General features: G+C 34.1%; 24 protein-coding genes. 4 read left to right on the forward strand and 20 right to left on the reverse strand.

The genetic code is table 11. The features are described 5' to 3' along the window. Position 1: 1 nt before the first annotated feature. Entirely contained in the window at positions 2-1,801 is a 1,800-nt protein-coding gene (gene pepF, locus BQ7474_RS09220; protein WP_073998571.1) for an oligoendopeptidase F, read from the reverse strand. 195 nt (positions 1,802-1,996) lie between these two features. Here pepF and BQ7474_RS09225 point away from each other — a divergent pair, with 195 nt between their 5' ends. Beyond that, on the forward strand, positions 1,997-3,229 hold the full coding sequence (locus BQ7474_RS09225; RefSeq protein WP_073998572.1) for an aminopeptidase: 1,233 nt from the start codon (positions 1,997-1,999) through the stop codon (positions 3,227-3,229). Positions 3,230-3,337: 108 nt separating this feature from the next. On the opposite strand, the gene BQ7474_RS09230 is transcribed toward BQ7474_RS09225, so the two are convergent. From BQ7474_RS09230 to BQ7474_RS09240, 3 genes are all read right to left on the reverse strand, one after another. Then, the gene (locus tag BQ7474_RS09230; RefSeq protein WP_073998573.1) at positions 3,338-4,036 is read right to left on the reverse strand and encodes a DUF3169 family protein; all 699 of its coding nucleotides are present in this window, start codon (positions 4,034-4,036) and stop codon (positions 3,338-3,340) included. Next, positions 4,029-4,238, reverse strand: coding sequence for a helix-turn-helix transcriptional regulator (locus tag BQ7474_RS09235; RefSeq protein WP_073998574.1), 210 nt, complete (start codon positions 4,236-4,238; stop codon positions 4,029-4,031). Before BQ7474_RS09235 ends, BQ7474_RS09230 begins: the two co-directional genes overlap by 8 nt. Before the next feature lie 117 nt (positions 4,239-4,355). Then, positions 4,356-5,078: a glucosamine-6-phosphate deaminase gene (locus tag BQ7474_RS09240; protein ID WP_073998575.1), complete on the reverse strand. Its 723-nt coding sequence runs from the start codon at positions 5,076-5,078 to the stop codon at positions 4,356-4,358. A gap of 363 nt (positions 5,079-5,441) precedes the next feature. Here BQ7474_RS09240 and BQ7474_RS11145 point away from each other — a divergent pair, with 363 nt between their 5' ends. Beyond that, a complete protein-coding gene (locus BQ7474_RS11145) occupies positions 5,442-5,705 on the forward strand; it encodes a helix-turn-helix domain-containing protein (RefSeq protein WP_456236385.1) in 264 nt (87 codons plus the stop codon). Here the strand turns inward: BQ7474_RS11145 and rbr are convergent. The 13 genes from rbr to galE form a co-directional block, all read right to left on the reverse strand. After that, the gene (rbr, locus tag BQ7474_RS09250) at positions 5,619-6,209 is read right to left on the reverse strand and encodes a rubrerythrin (protein ID WP_073998576.1); all 591 of its coding nucleotides are present in this window, start codon (positions 6,207-6,209) and stop codon (positions 5,619-5,621) included. The two genes, BQ7474_RS11145 and rbr, sit on opposite strands and share 87 nt — an antisense overlap. Before the next feature lie 216 nt (positions 6,210-6,425). Beyond that, positions 6,426-7,796 carry an AbgT family transporter gene (locus BQ7474_RS09255; protein ID WP_073998577.1) on the reverse strand — a complete coding sequence of 457 codons (1,371 nt, stop codon included), beginning with the start codon at positions 7,794-7,796 and terminating at the stop codon, positions 6,426-6,428. Between the two features lie 51 nt (positions 7,797-7,847). Then, positions 7,848-9,041 carry an amidohydrolase gene (locus BQ7474_RS09260; RefSeq protein WP_073998578.1) on the reverse strand — a complete coding sequence of 398 codons (1,194 nt, stop codon included), beginning with the start codon at positions 9,039-9,041 and terminating at the stop codon, positions 7,848-7,850. 32 nt (positions 9,042-9,073) lie between these two features. Continuing rightward, positions 9,074-10,303, reverse strand: a complete 1,230-nt coding sequence (locus BQ7474_RS09265; protein ID WP_073998579.1) for a MalY/PatB family protein — start codon at positions 10,301-10,303, stop codon at positions 9,074-9,076. Between the two features lie 128 nt (positions 10,304-10,431). Further along, a complete protein-coding gene (locus tag BQ7474_RS09270) occupies positions 10,432-10,965 on the reverse strand; it encodes a MarR family transcriptional regulator (RefSeq protein WP_073998580.1) in 534 nt (177 codons plus the stop codon). A 134-nt stretch (positions 10,966-11,099) separates the two neighbouring features. Next, positions 11,100-11,519: a PTS sugar transporter subunit IIA gene (locus tag BQ7474_RS09275; RefSeq protein ID WP_073998581.1), complete on the reverse strand. Its 420-nt coding sequence runs from the start codon at positions 11,517-11,519 to the stop codon at positions 11,100-11,102. After that, positions 11,519-12,526, reverse strand: a complete 1,008-nt coding sequence (locus BQ7474_RS09280) for a PTS system mannose/fructose/sorbose family transporter subunit IID (RefSeq protein WP_073998582.1) — start codon at positions 12,524-12,526, stop codon at positions 11,519-11,521. Before BQ7474_RS09280 ends, BQ7474_RS09275 begins: the two co-directional genes overlap by 1 nt. After that, complete coding sequence (locus BQ7474_RS09285) at positions 12,516-13,322, reverse strand: PTS mannose/fructose/sorbose/N-acetylgalactosamine transporter subunit IIC (protein ID WP_073998583.1); 807 nt, start codon at positions 13,320-13,322, stop codon at positions 12,516-12,518. Before BQ7474_RS09285 ends, BQ7474_RS09280 begins: the two co-directional genes overlap by 11 nt. Before the next feature lie 16 nt (positions 13,323-13,338). Continuing rightward, positions 13,339-13,815, reverse strand: a complete 477-nt coding sequence (gene agaV / locus BQ7474_RS09290; protein ID WP_073998584.1) for a PTS N-acetylgalactosamine transporter subunit IIB — start codon at positions 13,813-13,815, stop codon at positions 13,339-13,341. A gap of 18 nt (positions 13,816-13,833) precedes the next feature. Next, positions 13,834-14,109: a preprotein translocase subunit YajC gene (yajC, locus tag BQ7474_RS09295; protein WP_073998585.1), complete on the reverse strand. Its 276-nt coding sequence runs from the start codon at positions 14,107-14,109 to the stop codon at positions 13,834-13,836. 249 nt (positions 14,110-14,358) lie between these two features. Continuing rightward, a complete protein-coding gene (locus tag BQ7474_RS09300; RefSeq protein ID WP_082187917.1) occupies positions 14,359-15,183 on the reverse strand; it encodes a sulfatase/phosphatase domain-containing protein in 825 nt (274 codons plus the stop codon). Between the two features lie 41 nt (positions 15,184-15,224). After that, entirely contained in the window at positions 15,225-16,145 is a 921-nt protein-coding gene (locus BQ7474_RS09305; RefSeq protein WP_073998587.1) for a nucleotidyltransferase family protein, read from the reverse strand. After that, positions 16,142-17,170, reverse strand: a complete 1,029-nt coding sequence (gene galE / locus BQ7474_RS09310) for a UDP-glucose 4-epimerase GalE (RefSeq protein WP_073998588.1) — start codon at positions 17,168-17,170, stop codon at positions 16,142-16,144. Before galE ends, BQ7474_RS09305 begins: the two co-directional genes overlap by 4 nt. Positions 17,171-17,478: 308 nt before the next feature. Here galE and BQ7474_RS09315 point away from each other — a divergent pair, with 308 nt between their 5' ends. Together BQ7474_RS09315 and BQ7474_RS09320 are read left to right on the forward strand one after the other, a co-directional pair. Continuing rightward, positions 17,479-18,750, forward strand: coding sequence for a glucose-6-phosphate isomerase (locus tag BQ7474_RS09315; protein ID WP_073998589.1), 1,272 nt, complete (start codon positions 17,479-17,481; stop codon positions 18,748-18,750). An 89-nt stretch (positions 18,751-18,839) separates the two neighbouring features. Further along, complete coding sequence (locus BQ7474_RS09320; RefSeq protein WP_073998590.1) at positions 18,840-19,745, forward strand: lactate/malate family dehydrogenase; 906 nt, start codon at positions 18,840-18,842, stop codon at positions 19,743-19,745. A gap of 126 nt (positions 19,746-19,871) precedes the next feature. Here the strand turns inward: BQ7474_RS09320 and BQ7474_RS09325 are convergent, their stop codons facing one another. From BQ7474_RS09325 to BQ7474_RS09335, 3 genes are read right to left on the reverse strand one after another with little or no spacing between them, the layout of a single operon-like run. After that, positions 19,872-20,615 (reverse strand): sugar isomerase domain-containing protein, encoded by a 744-nt coding sequence (locus tag BQ7474_RS09325; RefSeq protein ID WP_073998591.1) that lies wholly within the window; start codon positions 20,613-20,615, stop codon positions 19,872-19,874. Between the two features lie 12 nt (positions 20,616-20,627). Continuing rightward, positions 20,628-21,863 (reverse strand): PTS ascorbate transporter subunit IIC, encoded by a 1,236-nt coding sequence (locus tag BQ7474_RS09330; RefSeq protein ID WP_073998592.1) that lies wholly within the window; start codon positions 21,861-21,863, stop codon positions 20,628-20,630. A gap of 2 nt (positions 21,864-21,865) precedes the next feature. Then, positions 21,866-22,141: a PTS sugar transporter subunit IIB gene (locus BQ7474_RS09335; protein WP_073998593.1), complete on the reverse strand. Its 276-nt coding sequence runs from the start codon at positions 22,139-22,141 to the stop codon at positions 21,866-21,868. Between the last annotated feature and the right edge of the window lies 1 nt (position 22,142).

The raw sequence follows: 22,142 nt of genomic DNA on the forward strand, positions 1-22,142 counted from the left end.
ATTATTTATACATGCCTAGTTTTTCGCAAAGTTCATCAATTTGATCTATGATTGAACCAATGAATGCAACAGTTTCTGAAATTGGTTTTGTACTTGTCATGTCAACTCCAGCTTTTTCAGCTAGTTCGATTGGTCCCATTGATCCACCAGATTTTAGTACTTCTAACCATCTATCTCTGTCTTCTTCTGTGCCATTTACGATTTTGTCAGAAATAACTGTGCCTACAGATAATCCTGCAGAATATGTGTATGGATATAAGCCCATATAATAGTGAGGTTGTCTCATCCATGTTAGCTCTGCACCTTCAGTTAATACAACTGCATCACCCCAGAATTCTTCCAATTTTTCTTTAAAAATTCGGTCCAAATCTGCTGCTGTTAAACTTTCATTATCTTCAACTTTTCTATAAACTTCCCTTTGGAAAGCAGCTTCGATAAAGTGAGTTACAAAGTTGTGGTAGTAGGTTTTTGAAATCATAGTTGATAGAACCCAAAGTTTCTCTCTGTCATCTTCTGCTTTGTTTAGCAAAAATCTTTCCATGGTGATTTCATTTGCAGTAGATGGTGATTCCACAAAGTACATGGACATATCAGAATTTATGGCGTTTTGATTGTTGTTTGTATAGTAGAATTGTCCAGCGTGGCCCAATTCATGAGCAAGAGTCATAACTTGGCTCATCTTGTTGTTGTAAGTTGTCATGATAAATGGATGTGAACCATAAGGGCCAGAAGCAAAGGCACCTGTTCTCTTGCCAATATTTTGTGCATAGTCAATCCATCTCTCATCAAAAGCTCGTTTTAAAACAGTAGAGTATTCTTCACCAAGATTTGAAAGGCCTTCGACAATGTAATCACGAGCTTGGTCTATTGTTACTTCAGGTTCAAAATCTGGATTAATATCTAGTTTTAGATCAGCATAGGTCATTTGGTCAAGACCGTAAACTTTCTTGATAATTCCTGCATATTTTCTCATATGAGGAGCAAGTTCTTTCATAATAGTGTCTATATGATTTTCATAAATATCAAAATCTACATCTTGCATACTCAAAAGATAATGAAATACTGATTCGTAGCCACGGATATCAGAAATTCTCTTTTCATTTTCTACATGAGTCATATAAACAGAAGCATCTGCATTTTCATATTTTCTCAAAACATCGTGGTATCTCTTGAAAGCATCTCTACGCAAATCATCGCGTGGATCAGATTCCAAAAATTCCTCAAAAGTATTGTGATTTAGAACAATTTTTTCTCCATCGTATTCAAAATCTTCAAAGTCCATATCCCCATAACGCATATCGTTGTAGTTTTTGTAAGGGGCGTCAAATGTTGGCATGAGATTTGCCAAAACTTTTTCTGTTTCATCAGATAATAAATACTTGGAATTTTTGATAATTTGATCCAAGTAATATGTGTATTCCGGATATTTTTCCTTAGTCTCTTCCAAAAGTTTATTATCAGTTTTAGCAAGCATTGATGTGAAAAAGCTCAAAGAAGCATCAACCTTACTCATTTCATTGGCAAAATTCGCATATCTCTTTGCCATGGATGCATCGGTAGTATCAGTTTCCATAGTAATTCCAGCAAAAGTTCCAAGCCTATCAGCAAGGGCATGGATATTAGAATATTCATTCAATGCATTGTAGATATCCTCAGAGCTTGTAAAAGACTGGTGATTTTTAGCAAAATCAGCCGCCATATTTTTAATCTCTTCGATACTAGCTAGAAAAACCTCATCACTTTCAAAAAGGTCTTCAATAGCCCAAGTTTCCTTAACATCAACTTCATTTCTTTTTTTCATATATTCCTCCATTCATATTTCTATAAAAACCTTTATTAATATCTATTTTACCCTAATGAGTATAGAAGTTAATGCTAATAAACTTTAATAAATAAATCAAATCATTAAGGAAATCATATTGATTAAAATTTGTGAAAATATTTTTTTAAAATACAATCTATATAAAAGAACTTTTAATTAAGGAAAGAGGAATTTATGGACAAAAGAATTGAAAATTTTGCCAAACTTGCTGTTGAGTTTGGTGTTAATGTTAAAGATGGTGAAGATGTTTTAATCACTTCTCCTGTTGAAAACCCAGATCTTGCTAGGCTTATTACAAGGGCCGCTTATGAAAAAGGTGCTAGGAATGTTTCTATTGATTGGAGAGATGATGCTATTACAAGACTCACTTACGAAAACCAAGATCAAGAAACGCTAAATGAAGTTCCTGCTTGGAAGATTGAAAAGTTAAAATATCAAATAGCTGACAAAAAATCAAACAGAATTTCAATCTATGCCGAAGACCCAGATCTATTAAACGGTCTTGATGAAGCTAAGATTTCCGAAGCAGTTCGTGAAAATTCAAAAGCTACCAAAGAATTTGTAAAATATACTATGAATGATATTGTAAGCTGGCTTGTAATATCAGTTCCAACCAAAAAATGGGCAAAAAAAGTATTCCCAGACCTTAGCGAGGATGAAGCTTATGACAAACTTTGGGAGACAATTCTTACAGTATCAAGAGTCGAAGAATCTTGGGAAGATACAAAAGCAAATTGGTCAAAACACATTGAAACACTCGAAGAAAAGGCAACATACCTAAACGACCACCAATTTGACAAGGTTCACTACGAATCATCAAATGGAACAGACCTTTGGGTCAAACTTCCAAAAGATCATATTTGGATGTCAGCTGGCTCAAAAAATGCCAAAGGCGACCTATTCATACCAAATATGCCAACAGAAGAAGTTTTCACAGCTCCACAATATGATGGAGTAGACGGCAGACTAGTTGCTTCAAAGCCACTTGTTTACAATGGTGTCGTAATCAACGACTTTGAATTTACCTTTGAAGGTGGAAAAGTAGTAGATTTTGATGCAAAAGAAGGTAAAGAAACTTTAGAAAAAATGTTAGATTCTGATGAAGGTAGCAAATACCTAGGAGAAATAGCCCTAGTTCCTTACGACAGCCCTATCTCAAAGTCAAACATTCTATTTTACAACACCCTATTTGACGAAAACGCATCATGCCACTTCGCCCTTGGCAAAGCATATCCAACATGTGTAGTAGGCGGAGCAGACCTAGATGACAGTGAGCTTAACGGCAGAGGAATAAACGACTCCTTAATCCACGAAGACTTCATGGTAGGAACAAGCGATCTAAAAATAACTGGCTACAAAAACGAAGAAGAATATCCAATATTTGTTGATGGTAACTGGGCAATTTAATTGATACTAGAAAAGGGATATCTTGTATAATAGACAAATCTATCTTACAAGGTCTCCCTTTTTTCTAATTACTATTGCTATCTAGTTATTTATAAATCCAGAGGATTGTTATCTGCTTGCAATTATTCCTATTATAGAAGAAATAGCTATAAGAATTGGAGCTAGGATTCCTACGTCTGTATAATAAGAAAGACCAGCCAAGACTACTAGCATTATGAAATTTGTAAGTATTATAGCCTGGTATCCCTTGTAGCCTTTTTCGTAATACTCGCTTTTTTTCATTTCGTCAGATTCTTCTATAAATTTTTTATTAAATTTTAAATCAAGGGTATCTGTTTTTCTATTTGGCTCTATCTTTTGTATAAACTCATAATTTTTTTGAAAAATCACTGATATTAGGATTATGTAAACTATAAGAGAAGCTATGAGAATCACCATTTCTCTTAGATTAATCCAAGATTCTGGAGAATAGACACCCATTGACATGCCCCACATAGACCCTAGACCAAAGATTATAAATATACTTATATCCCTTACCATCAAGCTTATATTAGTATACTTAGTAGGTATTGGATCTTCGCCCTCAAGTCCTTTTTCTATCTCTATCTTAGATTTTCTATAGAAAACATATGAAATTAAAATACTAACTATCATAACTGAAATAACTATAGCAAATACATTTTTGATTAGGAAAAATTTAATACTTTTTCCCAATTCTGTTAGACCTACATTTTCAAATAGCATTCCAGAAAATGCACCCACTAAAAGTCCAGCTATTAATAATAACACAAATTTTTTCTTATTCATTATCTTCCTCCAAAGTAAAAATATCCTCAACACTCACATCAAAAACTTTAGCAAGACTTAGAGCAACCATTACAGAAGGATTGTAATCTCCTCTTTCTATAAGGCTTATGGTCTGCCTAGACACTCCTACCAGCCTTCCTAAATCTGTTTGATTAATTCCTTTTTCCTTTCTCAAAAAGGAAAGATTATTAATTAGTTTCAACTAACCCTCCTATTTTTGACAAGTATCTTTGTCATTATTATATATTTGACAACTTTATTTGTCAAATCAAAATAAAAAAATCGACATGAATATATCATGCCGAAATTTATTTATATCTTAGCCTTGGTAAGCATCTTCATCTACAAACAAATATACATTTGGGTGTAGGTGTAAGAAGCTTGCTGGGAATTCTGGATAAATGGTGTCTTCTTCTATGATTCTTTTTACAACTTCATGTTTATTTTTGCCACTTGCAAGAACAACTAACATTTTTGCATTGAAAACATCTGCCATACCCATTGATATAGCATATTTTGGCACATCATCTTCGCTTTCAAAGAATCTTGAGTTTGCCTTTATTGTTTCATCTGATAGCTTGATGATTGATGTTCTTTGATTTAGTTTTTCTGCTGGTTCGTTAAATGCTAAGTGACCGTTTGGTCCAAGGCCTAGGATTTGTACATCTCTTTGACCGAATTCATCTAAGAGTTTGTCATATTCCTTGGCATATTTTTCGTCTGCTTCTGGTGCATATGGCAAGTGAGTTGCACCTTCCTTGAAACTTACTTTGTTAAATAAGTTTTCGTTCATAAAGTATTGGTAAGATTGGTCGTTTTCCTTGTCAATGCCAATATATTCGTCTAGGTTTACGCTTTTTGAATATTTGAAGGAAATCTCACCCTCTTTTTCAGCCTTAGCTAAGTTCTCATATAAACCGATTGGTGTTGATCCAGTAGCAAAACCAAATTTTGCTTGAGGTTTGTCAATCAACATATTGACGATAAGATCAGCAGCTTTTTTGCTCATTTCGTCATAATCTTTTGATACTATTACTTTCATTTCTTATCCTTTCATCACTTTTTGCTTATATTATACTTCATCGACCAAACAATTAATATGAAAGTACTTTTACTTTCTATCTTTCTAATAAATAGGCACAAAAATAGAGCAAGGATTTTGATATGTACCCTCTTTACTGGACAAACCAGTAAGGAGGGTATTTTTATGAAATATAGTTATGAATTCAAAAAAGAATGCGTACAATTGTATAGAGAAGGTAAATGGCCTGATACACCTGAAGGAGCTAAAGAAAAAAACTTTCATGATTCAATTAGAACATGGTTTAAGTTAGAAGAACTTCATGGACCAGAAATTTTAAAACACGGAAATAATATTAATTGGACTGCTGATGAGAAATTAGAAATGATATCTAAAGTGTTAGCTGGAAATTCCATAAAATCTATAGCAATCGAAAATGGAATCAATGATGGACAACTTTATTCATGGGTTAACAAGTATAAAAATTATGGATATAATGGTCTTGTGAATAAAAAGAAAGGCCGTAAATCTAAAAATACNTTTCTCCCTGCTCTTTTGTTATTAATAGTTAAATCTAGCTACTTCAAAGTATTCTTGACCGTGAGCACATGCTGGACAAATCTTTGGAGCTTCGTATGCTTCGATTAGATAACCACAGTTACCGCACATCCAAACAACTTTTTCATCTTTTTTGAATACTTTACCTTCATCAATATTGTCTTTTAATTTTTGATATCTATTTCTGTGAGCTTCTTCAGCTTTTGCAATGTGTCTATATGCTCTAGCTATTTCTGGGAAGCCTTCTTCTTCAGCAACGTCTGCAAATGATGGATACATATTTTCTGCTTCGTCGTTTTCTCCATCGATAGCACCTTGTAGGTTTGTTGATGTATCATGCCAAACTACTGGCCATTTTGTGTAGTTTTCATTTAGTTCGATATCTTCAAGTTTGTATTCTTCTTTTAGGAATTTGTAGAATCTAGCTGCGTGTTCTCTTTCGTTCATAGCTGTTTCTTCAAATATACGAGAAATTTGAACATATCCTTCTTTTTTAGCAGTTTTTGCTGCATAAGTATATCTCATGTTTGCTTGGCATTCACCAACAAAAGAAGTAATTAAGTTTTGTGCAGTTTTTGTACCTTTTAATGTCATATGTAAACTCCTTTTTTTATTATTTTATGTATATTAATATTATAAGAGTTATTCTAGTATTTGTCAAATTATAAACTAATTTCTTTATTACGATATATAATGATTATCAAAATCAATTACTTTAGATTAAAAAAGCAAGATCTAATGAGCTTCACTCTTCAATCTTTGCTCAAGATTTAGGAGTGCAGCTCATAATTATTCCACCATATTTTATATCTACATTCCCGTCCAACCAATAGAATTTAGTACGTAAACTACAATACACGAAAGTAATATAAAGACTAATACGGGTTTTACAACCCACTTAACCCATTTACTATATGGTACTCCTGCAATTGCCAACGCACCCATAGTCCAACCTAAAGCAGGAGATATTATATTTGTAAAACTATCCCCAAATAGAAATGCTTGAAGTGCTACTTGATTATGTATATCTAGGGCGCTGGCAATAGGGCTTACAATAGGTATTAGTGCAGCTGCTTTTGCCATAGCTGATGGGATTATTGGATTCAATATTGTAATTATAATCGTTATACCTACTGCAGAAAGTGATCTATTCAATCCCATCAATGGTCTAGTCACATTGTACACAATTGAATCAATAATATTACCTTGCACCATTATAGTTTGCATTGAAGTTGCAAAACCTATTATTAAACCAACAAGTGCCATTTTCGATATCCCTTTGGTCATGGAAACTGCAATTTCATTGAGTTTCATTCCTCCTACTAAACCCAAGATAAAAGTATAGACTAAGAAAAATGATAGCATAAAGTCCATAGGTCTATCACCAACTTTTAATATATAAACTACTAATAAAAGATATTGGATGATAAGTAAAGCTAATACTACGAAACTTCTAACTGGAGCTTCTACATTTACGTTTACTTCCTCTTCAATAATTTCTTCTGATTCAGGACTCCATCCTGTATCGTACATCAATGATTTAGTAGGATCTTTAGTAATTTTATTTACATATGATCTTGTAAATAAATATCCAACAATACCAAATATTAATAATATTACAAATCTCATTCCAAATCCGGATAACATTGGCAAATCAAATAATGCTTGAACTGGAATTACTCTTATTGTTATTCCTAATCCAAAACCAATTACAGATGGAAAAAATGATACAGATAGAGCAGCTATTGGATCTAACTTTAATTTCTTTGCAAATAATACTCCTATAGGGACAACAGCTATTAATGCATCAGTCGAGGCAAATGATGCTAAAATTAATATTAAAAAATATAATGCTGGGATTAAAACTTTTGTGGATTTATCTCTTAATTTTATCGTTGCATAGTTAAGCGTATTATCTATTGCACCAGTATCTAATACTACCTCCATATTAGCCCCCGATATCATTACCACCCAAATAGTAGCCGAAGCAGCAGCTAGCCCTCCTGCCAACATAAAGAATAAATCCTTAAAGCTTACTGGTGTTTGATGCCCTAAATAGTTGAAGTTACTTGCATCTATATTTCCGTTTCCATCAACTGCAAAATTACCTGCTGGTATTACATATGTCAATAAACTCATAAGTATTAACAGACCAAGAACGATATAAATTATGTGTGGCATGTTAAATTTCGTTTTTTTTCTTCTCTACAACCATTTTTTTCTCCTAAGTTCTTATTTTGTTAAATAGTCTATTGTAAACTTAACCATAGTTGTGACACCGACTCCAAGAGATGCCTCATCTAAGTCAAAATACTCATTATGATGCTCAGCACCTGACCCCAATTCCTCATTTCTTGTACCGATAAAAGCAAATAAGATATCAGCAATTGATCTGTATTTCGCAAAAGACTCTGAAGCAAACCATGTAACATCGGAAACTAAATTTTCGGGCATTACTTCATTAATAGATGATTTTGCGATTTCAGATAGTCTATCATCGTTTATTAAAGGATAAGTAACTAAAGAAATCGTATTCTCAATAAATTCACATTCGTGCGCTTGAGCTGTTAATTTACCAACTTTTTTAACTTGATCAACTGCTTTTTTACCTTCTTCTGTGTCAAAATATCTCAACGTACCAGTGATCCTTACTTCATCAGGTATAACATTAGCGATTGTACCGCCATTAATAGTTCCTAAACCTAAAGTTACTGTTTTAGTCACATCTATTCTATTTGCCCATGCCGAAGTTAGTCCATTTAAAATATTAGAAGCTGCAAAAATTGGATTTATAGATAAATCTGGTCTTGATCCATGACCGCCCTTACCTCTTATAGTAAAATCTACTAATGCAGCGCCCGCCATAACCGGTCCACTATCTACTGATACTTTTTTTGAATCTAAAAACGACGCAAGATGATTTCCATAAATAGCATCTATTTTTTCCAATTTTAAGGCCTCAATCATGCTATCAATTCCGGAACCAGTCTCTTCCCCCTCTTCAAAAATAAAAATAATTCTCCCTGTTAGCTCATCTTTTAGATCAGATAATATTTTCGCTGCACCTAATGATATTGCCATGTGTCCATCGTGACCGCAAGCATGAAATACTCCTTCAGATTTAGATCGACATACTCTATCGATAGCTAAGTTTCTTTCATTTTCTAATACTGGCAATGCATCTATATCTGTTCTAAGAGCGATTGTTTTTCCTTTTCTTCCTGTATCAAGTACCGCGTAGAATCCTGTACCTTTTACTTCTACAATATCAAGGCCTAATTTTTGAACTTCATTCTTTAAAAATTTACTAGTCTCAAATTCTTTCCCTGATAATTCTGGGTTTTCATGCAAATACCTTCTAGTTTCTATTAAGTAATTTTCTATATCATTAACTTTAGTTAGCAATTCTTTAGTTTTTATAGCCATAACATTTAATCCCCTTAATTATATAATATTTATTATAAAGCTTTTAAGAATGGCTCATCGTGTTTATTTTTAATTGCATCCACCATTCTTTCTAGACCTTCTTTTAAATAGTCTCTAGGGCAAGCAAGGTTAATTCTAACCATCCTATTAGCGTTGTCTACAAATGCTTTGTCCGCTTCTATGAGAACCCCTGATTTTTCTGCAAAGAATAATTCTACATCTTCGTTTTCTTCAAAATAATTTGTAAAATCAACCCATGCTAGATATGTGGTTTGAGCTGGTGTCATAATTATTTTAGGTAGCTCTTTTCTTAGATATCTATATAAATACGAAAAATTACCATCTAAGTAATCATTACATTCTTTTAACCAATCTCCACCCTTTGTATAAGCAGCTATTGTTCCCTCGTGGCTTAATGGATTTACGAGACCATCACTATCAAATAGCCATTGTTTCTTTACTTTTTCATCTCTTATAATAATTGATGACTCAGATAGACCGGCGATATTGAATGATTTACTTGCTGCCATACATGTTATTAATTTATTGTAGTCTGGCATTATTTTTCCTAATGGAATATGTTTTGGAGCATCAGCCCTTCTCAAATCACAATGTATTTCATCTGATATGACCCACATGTCGTGTTTTTCGATTAATTCTGCTATTTTTTCTAGCTCTTCTTTGCTCCACGCTCTACCTGTTGGATTATGAGGATTACAAAGAATAAACAATGGAACATCTGCTTGAGCCATCTTTTTATCCATATCTTCAAAATCAATATAGTAGTTACCATCCTCATCTTTGATTAGATCACTAGTAACATATTCTCTACCGTTTTTGAAGCAAGCGTTTGCAAATTGACCATAAGCTGGTGTGTTGAATAGCACTTTCTCATCTTCTTTTACAATATATCTAATAAGACGGATTATAGCAGGTACTACCCCATTAGATATAACCAGTTCTTCTCTTTTAAACTCGAAATCATATCTTTCCTTACACCATGCACTCAAGGCATCATATAATCTAGTGTCAGTATTTCCTGTGTATCCTAATATTTGCCTATCCAGCCTATCTCTGATTGCATCTAGTATTTCAGGTGCTACTCCAAACTCCATATCTGCGACCCATAGATGAATAAATTCTTCATCTGCAAAAGGTAGTACCATTGAATCATCAGCGTGGAATATATAGCCTTTGTATCCTTCTAATTTCATGGCATTTGTACCAGATCTATCAATTTTTTCGTCAAAATTGTATTTCATAAAACCTCCTAATGAATGTGTTATACCTTAAATAGTTAAGGTCCTTAACTATTTTGCCTACATTATATTACATTTTTAAAAATTTATCAATTCTTTTTTCAAAAAAAATACTAACTGAGTATAATTTCTCAATTAGTATTGTTTCTTAGTATATCAGTGTAGGCTTTGCATACTTTATCGAAGGCTACCAAGTCTTCTAGCGTAAATTCATTCAAAAGTTTTTTTCTTGTTTTTAAAATATCTATATTATCATATTTCTTATGTCTAAAAGCTAGTTCGTTTCCAAAGTCACTTGCGTATAGGTTGAAAATTTTTCCATTTTCTTTAGAATTTTCTCTATAAACTAAATCTTGTTTCATTAGTTTTCTAACTGTTTGCGATATAGCCGATGTTGATCTGTGCCATCTTTTCGCAAGTTCTGTTACAGTTATGCCTGGATTGTCAGAAATTTGGGTTAGTATGTGTACTTCTATCATAGTTAGGTCTGGACCTATACCATAGTTTCTTCTAGTATTATAATAATTTGAAAAGGCTAATACAAAATCATACATTGGGTCAAGGAGTTTGCTAAGCTCTTCGTATTTTCTATCTGTTTCTACTTTGCCTTCTTCAATGTCAAACCAACTATCTATAACTTCTTTTTCATATATATCTTTTTTCATTTTTTACCTCAATATTTATAATACACCAAAATATCATTTAATAAAAGGTTAATAATTAAGGCTTTTAACTATAAAGCTATATAAAAAACCTAGCTAAGAATCACTAAATCTTAGCTAGGTTTAAATTTTAATTCCTAAATCCCATCCAAGTCATCATCTTCTTGGCTTACTTCCAAGTCGAATTTTGTGATTGATTCTTTTGATGTTTCTAGGACTTCTTCTATGAATTCATCTAGGTTTTCCGTTTCTGAGCTTAGGGCTTGGTAGAGCATGGCAAAGTTTACTCCTGCCAAAAATCCTACATTGCCCTTATCTGATAGGCTCATTACAGATCTATTAAATGGTGTTCCACCTGCTAGGTCTGTAAGTACAACTACTTGGTCGTAGTCTAGACTATCATAGGCTTCTACTAATCTTTTGTCTAAGTCTTCTAAATTGTCTCCTTCATGAAATTCTACAATTTTTATATTTTCAAATTCTCCGGCTATCATTTTTATTGTCGAATATAAGCCAGATGCAAAATTTCCGTGAGTCGTTAATATAATACCTTTCATTAGAATATACCTATATATGAACCAACAATTCCTAGTAATAGTAGGAAACCAATACACATAATTGGGGTCCATCCTTTCTTTGATAGTAGGAAGTATAAGAGTAGTGTAAGGGCAAGCGGTACTAGGCTTGGAATTATACCATCTAGTACTTCTTGAATATTAACTGTTACTGGAACTTCTTCGTAAGTGTTAAATTTAACTTGGCTTGTTCCATTCCCTAGGTCTCTAATCTCTGCACCTTCTTGTAGGTCAGTAGTTAGTGCACCATTGTCATCTTTTACATACAAGTATTCTTCATATGTTTTGATTGAGTCATTTGGAAGAACAGTTTGTACTTCTCTTGCTTCGTTTGTACTACCATTCGGTATTTCAAGGGCAAGTTTTGTTCCACCATACACTGAAATTAATGCGCCTACTACCATTACACCAAGGATTGATGCAGCTCTTGTAAATTCTTTGGCATTGGCTGTAAAGACATCAATGGCTTCAGATCCCATTTTGTATGACCAGTTCATTAACCAGTAACGGATAATAAATTGGAATACATTAAATATTACTAAAAATAGGATAGGTCCAGCGATTGATCCTTGTAGGGCAAGGTTTGATGCTATACCAGCTGAAATTGGTACTAGTGTAAACCAAAATAGGGCATCACCAATACCACCAAGTGGTCCCATAGCAGCAACTCTTACGGCTCTGATTGTTGGAATCTCTACCTTGTTTTGTTCAAGAGATAGGATAATTCCCATTACAAATGTTACCAAGAATGGGTGGGTATTGAAAAATTCTAGGTTGTGGGTCATAGACCTTGATAGGTCTTCATCATTTGTGTGGATTTTTTCTAGTCCAGGCAGGATTGAGTATAACCATCCTGCAGCTTGCATTCTTTCGTAGTTGAAGGATGCTTGTAGGAATAGTGATCTCCACACCATTTTGTTTAGTGTTTTCTTATCAAGAGTAGGAGCTGGATTTCTATCTTGATATTCATAAATTTGATTAGATTCCATCTTCATAGTCTCCTTCACTTACGCTTGTTGCTTGAACTTGTTTAAGTTTTGTGTGGATTTGGTAATCCCAAAATGCAATTGCAAAACCAATTAATGAAATTAATAGTAGTGCTGCACCGCTTAAATCAGGATTAGCCATGATAATTACTGCAAAGGCAAAACCTGCAAGGAAGAATCCCCATAGGTCACGGCTAAGCATTAGTCTTAATAGAACAGCAAAACCTACGTATTTCATCATTCCACCTGCTACACCTAGTCCATGCATAAGGGTATCAGGGATTTCTTTTACAAGTCTAGTTCCAAAAGCAGAACCAGCTAGGAAAAATAGAACAACTATTATACCAAAAATTGTTCCAAGAGCAGCCATAGCCCCGTAGTTGATTTTTTCAATACCGCGTGGGTTTGCATCAGCAGCATATTGGTCCGCCTTTGTCATGATTGGCGCCATAGCTGTAAAAAGTAAGGTCACCCCATATTGGCCAAGAAGTGCAAACGGAATAGCCGCAGCTACAGCTGCATTTGGTTCAAGACCTGATGTTACCGCAAAGATTACTGACATAATACCACCGATAACAGCATTTGGTGGTTGTGCCCCACCTACTGGCATGTTACCAATAGTCATAAGTTGGTAAGTTGCGCCTACAATAAGACCAGTGTGTAAGTCCCCAAGAATAGCCCCAATAACTGGACCCATAACAATAGGTTGGTATAGGGATTCTAGGAATGAGAATTGGTCTATAGCCGCAAAAAATGTTACCACAAATATCAATAGTATTTGTAAAGCATTAAATTGCATATAAATCTCCTAAAAATTATGAAAATAATTTATCAATATTATCTTTTGATTCAGTAGGAACTTTTCTAATCTCAATATCAACGCCCTTATCACGAAGAGCTTTGAAAGCTTCTACATCTTTATCATCAACAGCAACTGTTCCAGCCACTTGGCGTTTACCCTCAGCCATGTGCATATTTCCAACATTTAACTTATCTATTGGTACTCCACCTTCTACAAGTTTTAAAACATCCTCTGGTGTTTCGCAGATGATAAATATATGTTGCCTATCAGCAGCCTTGTGGATAGTATCAATTGTCTTTTGAATAGTCCAATATCTGGTTGCAACACCTGTTGGAGCTGCCATATCCATAAGACCTTGCCTCATTTTGTTAGAAGCCACTTCATCATTAGCCACCAAAATTAGATTTGCACCAATAGCCTTGGTCCATTGAGTTGCAACTTGACCATGCAATAGACGGTTATCAATTCTGGTTAATACAATATTTGGCATAAATTCCTCCTTATAAAATTATTTAATAACGGATTGAATAGAAGAACGATCTACTTTAATTTCAACATTTTCTGCAATCTTTACAATAGCCGTTTCTTTATTAAGCTTAACAAGAGTTCCATAAATCCCTCCTAAAAGCATAACCTTTACCCCCGGCTTTAAACTTTCTTGTAAAATTCTCATATTCTCCCTAGACTTTTTCATGTTTTTTGCACTTATAATTTGCATAATAACAAAAAAAACGGACAAAAAAGCTAAAAGAACAAGAGAAATTTGCCCTATATTATCAAGCATACATCCTCCTATAATCTCTTATTTCAGTTTTAATTATAGATATATTTGATAACCTTGTCAAATATAACGAGTTATAAACATTGAAATTTTAATGTTTTGATAAAGGGGCTGTTGCAAAATAGATAAATCGTTCCTATATCATTCGAGCACCCTCCCAGAAAGGTCTCTGTCAGCCGACGGGCTAGTTACCTCCCTGAGCCGGCGGGCTAAACCTCAAACTTTCTGGGAGTGCACTCCAATGATGGAACGTTAGATATCTATCAATTTGCAACAGCCCCACTCCAAGGTATCCCTGACTTCACATCCGACTTGCAAATTACCTTCTTTGATGTATCTCTCTGGTCTGTTTTTTAGTTCTTTCACTACTTTGCCTCTGTAGTCTTTTATTAGACTAGCTTTTGTTTGATCGTCCTTGAGGTCATTTACTTCTTTTGGATCATTTTTTATATCGAAAATTTGTTCTTTGCCACTTTGGCTATACCAAACATATTTATAATCCTTATCTAGAATGTAGTGGTTTGACAAGTCCTCATAGGCGTGTTCGCCGTTAAGGTAATCTCTTTGACTTTCTTTTGTGCCGTTGATTAAATCTTTTATTGATTTGCCTTCTACACTTTCCGGTATTTCTATGTCACAGAAATCTAGCAAACTAGGCATTATATCTCTTAGTTCAACTATTTCATCTAGCTTGCTATCCTTATTGTCTCCCAAGTTCTTGCCTGGATCATATACTATTAGAGGTATGTGAATTGATCCTTGGTATGGGACGGATTTTCTTAGGAAATTGTGGTCTCCTATCATATCGCCGTGGTCTGAATCAAAGACTATGATGGTATCTTCTAAGAGACCATATTCACTAAGTTTCATTAAAAATCTTCCAACTTGGTGGTCAATTTGTTCTACTAGGCAGCTATAGGCTCTTTTCGCATTTTTGATTTTTTCTTGGCCTATATCTCCATAAATAGCATTTATATCGTAATTTTTGCCCTTAAAGAAATCCCAATCACTATAGATGGTAGGCAGAACTTCCTTGTTCTTGTATTTGTCAAAATAATATGATGCCGGAGGTAGCAGCTAGTGTGGGCAACAATAGACTATGTTTGTTTTTGTTCATCTTATTTGACCCAAATATCTGATGGGTAAACTCCTTTTTCAAACATTGCTTTAAAGGCTTCTTGGGCTTGTTTTAAGTCTTCTTTATAGGTTATACCTATCCACTTTTCATTGGTTGGAAGAATAGTTATTTCTGCCTTGTCTTCTTTTAACAGTTCATCGATCATTTCTGGAAGGACGTATTCTGCTTTTTCTAGATTATCTTTATTTCTTTGAAGATATTTCTCAAAGTATTCTTCGCATAAATCTATGAATTCTGGGTAACTTGCCCACATATTCATTGAAACTAGACTTTCTAGGTTAAGTAAGTCAGAATCGAGATTTTCCTTGCTGGAAAGAGAACCATCTTTTTCTAGTTTTATTTCATGAGTTTCTAGGATTTTTACTAGTTTATTGTTCTCATCTCCTACAGAAACTCCACGCGTCACTGTTCCGTTGTCTGATAGGGTGTTTTTTAGTTTGTAGCCTGCCATGGCGATTTGCAATTTATCTTTATCTCTATTTGCTGGATCTACTAGGAAGTCATGCAAGTCTTTGAAAACTTTCTTGCCATAGTAATCATCAGCATTTATTACTAAAAATGGTTCGTTTACAAATTTTTTGGTCGGTATAATTGCTTGGACTGTTCCCCAAGGTTTGGTTCTGCTCTCTGGATTTTTGAATCCGCCTGGAAGTTCTGGCCTTTGATAAGCATATTCAACTTCCATAATTTCAGAAATTCTATCGCCAATTATTTCTTTGAAGTCATCTTCTATCTCATCTCTTATGATAAATACAACTTTGTCAAATCCAGCTTCTTTGGCATCAAATATTGAATAGTCTATGATGGTATAGCCATTGTCGTCCATTTTGGCTAGTTGTTTGATGCCCGCCCCATATCTGCTGCCTATTCCTGCTGCTAATACTACTAATGTCGTCTTCATTTTTCCTCCGATTTGTATCCATTTGGATTCATTTTTTGCCATTTCCATGCATCTTGGCACATTTGATCTATACCATTATCAGCAACCCATCCTAGTACTTCCTTGGCCTTACTAGCATCTGCAAATGACTTATCTATATCTCCTTCTCTTCTTGCCTCAATTTGGTATGGGATTTCTTTACCACATGCTTTTTCAAAAGCATGAAGGACATCGAGAACCGAATAACCATTACCTGTTGCTAGGTTAAATACACTTACTCCATCAAGCTCATCTATCTTATCAACTGCCAAGACATGGCCCTTGGCCAAATCTACTACGTGTATATAGTCCCTGACTCCTGTACCATCGTGAGTGTCGTAGTCGTCACCATAAACGTGTAAGTACGGGAGCTTGCCAACAGCAACTTGAGAGATATATGGCAATAGATTGTTTGGAATGCCTTGTGGGTCTTCGCCAATAAGTCCAGATTTGTGAGCTCCAATTGGGTTAAAATACCTTAGCAAAACCACTTTAAAGTCTGGGTCAGCCGTGTTTAGGTCAGTCATAATTTGCTCCATAAAGGACTTGGACCAGCCGTATGGATTGGTGCAAGTGCCCTTTGGAAAATCTTCAGTAATAGGCGTTGTTTCTGGATCACCATAAACTGTAGCTGATGATGAGAAAATGATGTTTTTAACACCAACTTCCTCCATAGCTTCAAGCAGGCTTAGGGTTCCTGTAAGGTTGTTATGGTAATATTTGAGTGGTTTTTTGACTGATTCACCGACAGCCTTGAGAGCTGCAAAGTGTATGACTACATCTATTTTCTCTTTGATTAAAACTTCTTTTAAAAATTCCGTATCTAGGATATCAGCCTCATAAAAAGTAAGTTTCTTGCCTGTAATCTCTTCCACCCTATCTAAAGCTATCTTTGATGAATTTACAAGATTATCGTAAATTACAACATCATATCCTCTTTCTAAAAGTTCTACAGCTGTGTGGCTACCAATATATCCTGCCCCACCGGTCAATAATACTCGTGTCATTTTTATCCTTTCATTTTAAGTCAAAAAGTATATTTTCTTGGCTTAGCAAAGCCATATGATTTTTTCTTCTTTAAGTATAGTATACGCCAAGTTTATTATAAAAAATAGCTATTTTCTTGTCAAATGAATTATAAAACCTTTTCATCAATATATAAATGTATTTATATTACGAAATTACTTGTTATTAGCTCTACAATATACTATCAGGCTAAATTTTTAAGATAACATTTTCTCCAAAACTTTCCCCATAAAACTAGCTATTTACCAAAGTTTGGGTATAAATTAAGTAGTTTATGAAGGAGGCTATGATGAGATTAGATTTTACAAATGTTGACTTGAAAAACATCAACAATTATGAAGAAAAAGCCATGGATGCCTTTAAAACTTTGATTGATGGATCAGGTGAAGGTAATGACTTTTTGGGTTGGATTGATAGACCAAATAACTACGACAAAGAAGAATTTGAGAGAATCAAAAAGACTGCAGCAAAAATCCAATCTGACAGTGAGGTTTTAGTTTCTGTTGGTATTGGTGGTTCCTACCTAGGTATCAAAGCTACAGAATTTGCCTTGGATAAGTATTTTAACTCTGATAGAAAAGTTAAAATTGTTTACGCTGGCAATAATATTTCTGGCGAATACATGGCTGATTTGCTTGATTACCTCAAGGATAAGGACTTTTCAGTAAATGTTATTTCAAAATCAGGTACAACAACAGAACCTGCTATTGCTTTTAGGTTCTTAAAAGAAGCTCTTGAGGAAAAATATGGTAAAGAAGAAGCTAAAGGCAGAATTTATGCTACAACAGATAAAAACAAGGGTGCATTGAAAGACTTGGCAAGTTCTGAAGGCTACCAAACTTTTGTTGTTCCAGATGATATAGGCGGACGTTTCTCTGTAATATCAGCAGTAGGTCTATTGCCACTTGCAGCTAGCGGCATCAATATAGACGAATTTATAGCAGGCTTTGCAGAGGGACGCGAAATCTATACTAAAGAAGATTTTGAAAATGAAGCTATCAAGTATGCAGCTGTTAGAAATATGTTATATGAAGATGACAAAGATATAGAAGTCTTTGTAAACTACGAACCAAAATTACAGTATATTGCAGAATGGTGGAAACAATTATTCGGAGAGTCTGAAGGTAAAGATGGCAAGGGAATCTTTCCAGTATCTATAAATAACTCTACAGACCTCCACTCACTTGGACAAATGATTCAAGATGGTAGGAGAAACCTATTTGAAACTGTAATAGAAATTGAAAATGCAAAAAAAGATATAGAAATCAAAGAAACAGCTGACAACCTAGATGGACTAAACTTCCTAGCTGGCAAAACAATGAATTATGTTAACAAGCAAGCCATGGAAGGTACTACAATTGCCCATGTAGGCGGAAATGTACCAAATATTCGTATAATCCTAGATGAAGTTAGCGCCAAATCAATAGGCAAACTATATTATTTCTTTGAAATAGCAGTTGGTGTATCAGGCTATATGCTTGGAGTTAATCCATTTAACCAACCAGGAGTAGAAGAATATAAGGCACAAATGTTTAAATTACTTGGAAAACCAGGATATTAAAATATAGTTAGTAAGAGTGCACTAAAAAGAGTCTGGCGTTACGGCTCTTTTTTTCACTTAGTATTGAATAAATTAATAAGAGGTGGATAATGAAAAAAATTTCTCTAATTGGCTTAGGAAATGTAGGGGCTACAGTTGCCTATACTTTGATAGAAAGACAACTTTGTGATACCCTTGCCCTATTTGACAAAAAAGAAGGACTAGCTCAAGCAGAAGTAAACGACATGTCTGATGGCATGGTCAAACGTGATGGAAATGTAAATTTAATAGCAGGAAAAACATCTGATCTAGATGATAGTGATATTATAATTTTTGCGCCTGGTGATATTAGTATCTTGCAAAAACATTCTGACCGCTTAGAAGAATTCAAATATACCAAAACTTGCGTAGAAGAATGGGCTCCAATAATCAAAAAATCAAAATTTGATGGAATTATAGTATCTATCACAAATCCTTGTGATGTTATAGCAGAATATATGCAAAAACTAACCGAGATCCCTCGCGAGAGAGTCATAGGAACAGGAACAATACTTGATACAGCAAGGATGAAAAATGCTGTAGCAAAATTTGTGGACCTAGACCCAAATTCTATAGACGGTTATGTCATAGGCGAACATGGCAACAGCCAATTTGTAGCTTGGTCAAATGTTTATATAGCAAATGAACCAATAACAAATCTTTTGGACCAAAAGACTATCGAAGATATAGAAGAATCAACCAGAATGAAAGCTTTTGAGACAATTAAGGCAAAAGGATACACATCTTACGGTATAGCAAATGCTACAGCAATAGTAGTAGAGACAATATTTAAAGATTCCAAAACTATCCTTGCAGTTTCTTCATATTCACCAGTTGATGGTTGCTACATAGGACACCCTGCCGTAGTTGGAAGAAATGGAGTAATCCGCGATTTTCGCCTAAAACTAGATGAAAAAGAACAAGCTAAATGGGAACATTCAGTAAAAACAATAAAGGAAACTGCTCCAATAAAATAAGGGCCCTTGCACTTGCAAAAGCCCCGATAATAGAATCCCATTGTGGATTCTTTTTTTATGCGATTTTACCCTTTTTTCTTAGTCTATTTGAGTTGATAATAGCTGCTGATGCGTCACCTGTGAAATCTAATACATTTTGTACTTTATGTTACCCTTATATTCTTCGTATAGTTTTCTATTAAGTTCATCCCCTCCATCAAGGTTAGCACTATAGAATATTGGTATATTAGTAAATCCTTCTTCTGTAAGTTCAATTATAGATTGAGTTATAATCTCCTGCGCTATATATATCGAAATAATAGAACTCGTAGGCGTTACTTTGCTTCCTAACGATTTAATATATACCGATGCATCACCTATATCTCCATGATTATCTAGCACCACATCTGCTATTTCATATAACTTCTTTCCTGAGCTATGTCTAGATGTTACAGACTTGCTGTATTCAAGATTAGTTATGCATACTACTGTTGCATTATTTTTTTTCGCTTCTAATGCAACTTCTATAGTTTGGGGATTTCTGCCCGACACAGAATGAACAAGTAATAAATCGCCTTTAGAAAAATTAACTTCTTTTCCGATTATCTCGCCATAACCTTCTAATCTCTCCATTTTTGACGTTCTTGTAATGGGAGTAGTATCGAGCATTGTTTCCTTAGGAAAAATTGGATTTATAGTCATTAACCCACCTGCTCTATAGTATAGTTCTTGAGTTAGGATACCAGCATGAGATGATCCGAAAACATAAATATTTTTCTTTTTTAATATAGCCTGCTTAAAAAGATCAACAGACTTTTCCATGCCTTTAATTTCTTCATTTTGTACTGTTTTTATTATAGATGAAATTCTATCATAATATTTAAAATTCATTAAATCTCCTAACTAAAATATTGATAAAACTAATTTTGCTAAGCTACCAAATATGGAAAAATCATTCCCACCGAAAATTAACATCCAGTTAGAAATAGTATTTGAGTAAATATCAGCTGAGATACCTAAAACAAAAATCATAACTATTGAAGATACAGCTGTTCCTATAATGCAACCTTTCATACCGCCTTGACCTTCAGCAATAACAGCAGCTGCACCACATTCAAAGAAACACGTAATAACTAAAGGTAATAAAAATGTGTTAAATATTCCTAATTTATTGACTACTATTAAGGTAATAGTGGATACGACCATTGAAGTTATGAATCCTATAATTACAGCATTAGGTTTATAATTAAATATTACTGGACAATCAAAAGCTGGTATTGCGTTTGGTACAATCTTTTCTGAGATACCTTGAAATGCTGGTACAATTTGATTAATTAGCATTCTAACACCTTGTAACATTATTAATAAACCTGCTCCAAACTTCAAACCTTGATTTAAAGATTCGAAAATTAGATTATTTTCAGTTAGAGATGGTATAATTAATCCAATAATAATCCAAATAAGCATCATAACAATACCACCTGTTATTGGAACTTCTCTAAAAAAAGATAAACTTTTCGGAAAATCTATATCTTCAGTAGATTTGTTCTTATCTCCTACAACTCTTGCTATAGATCCTGCTATAATTGATAATAGTCCTGTAGGATGTCCTAATGTGAAAGATTCGTCACCTGTTACATCAAATACATATTTTCTTAAAACCCAAGGCATTATAGACCAATACAATGCTGATAATATAGCTGCAGAAACAATTAAAGCTGTTCCTTTTAAACCTGCTTCAACGCCCGCGGCTACAAATATAAATGGAAACCACCAAATCATATGTCCAGTTAAAAATATTGTTTTAATAGGTGTGAATTTTGCAATTAGAAGATGTATAACCAATCCAATGAACATTGCTAATCCAACTTCTCCTCCAAAATTAGCAGTAAATGTAATATCATTTAACCCTTCCCCTACACTGCCATTAATTGCCTGCGAAAAAGCTTCGTTTATAGGAGAAATAGTTCCTACTAACATGCCTACACCAGTATCTAATATTATCATTCCAAAAGCAGCCATTAAACTGCCTTTAATAACATCAGATGCTGATTTCTTTTGTAATAACAATCCAATTAATGCAATGAGACCTAGCAATACTGGCGGATTTCTTAAAATATTCTGTGTAATAAAATTCATATTTACTCCTTGTCAATAAATTCTTTTATCTTTGACTCAACTTCATTAACATCCATGTATTTCATTATTGGGATAACAGGTACATTTACTGATGATTTTAATTCATTAGCAAGTTCATTACTAGTCAAAATCAAATCTACATCAGTACCTCTTGCTCCTGATAAATCAGTATTCTCTACATCTCCCTCAATATTTAAATTTCTTAAAGCTTTTTCAGCACTCATTTTTAAAATCATGCTTGAGCCCACTCCAAATCCACAAACTGCCAATACTTTCATT

It is taken from the genome of Anaerococcus urinomassiliensis, assembly GCF_900128425.1.
Lineage (GTDB): Bacteria > Bacillota > Clostridia > Tissierellales > Peptoniphilaceae > Anaerococcus > Anaerococcus urinomassiliensis.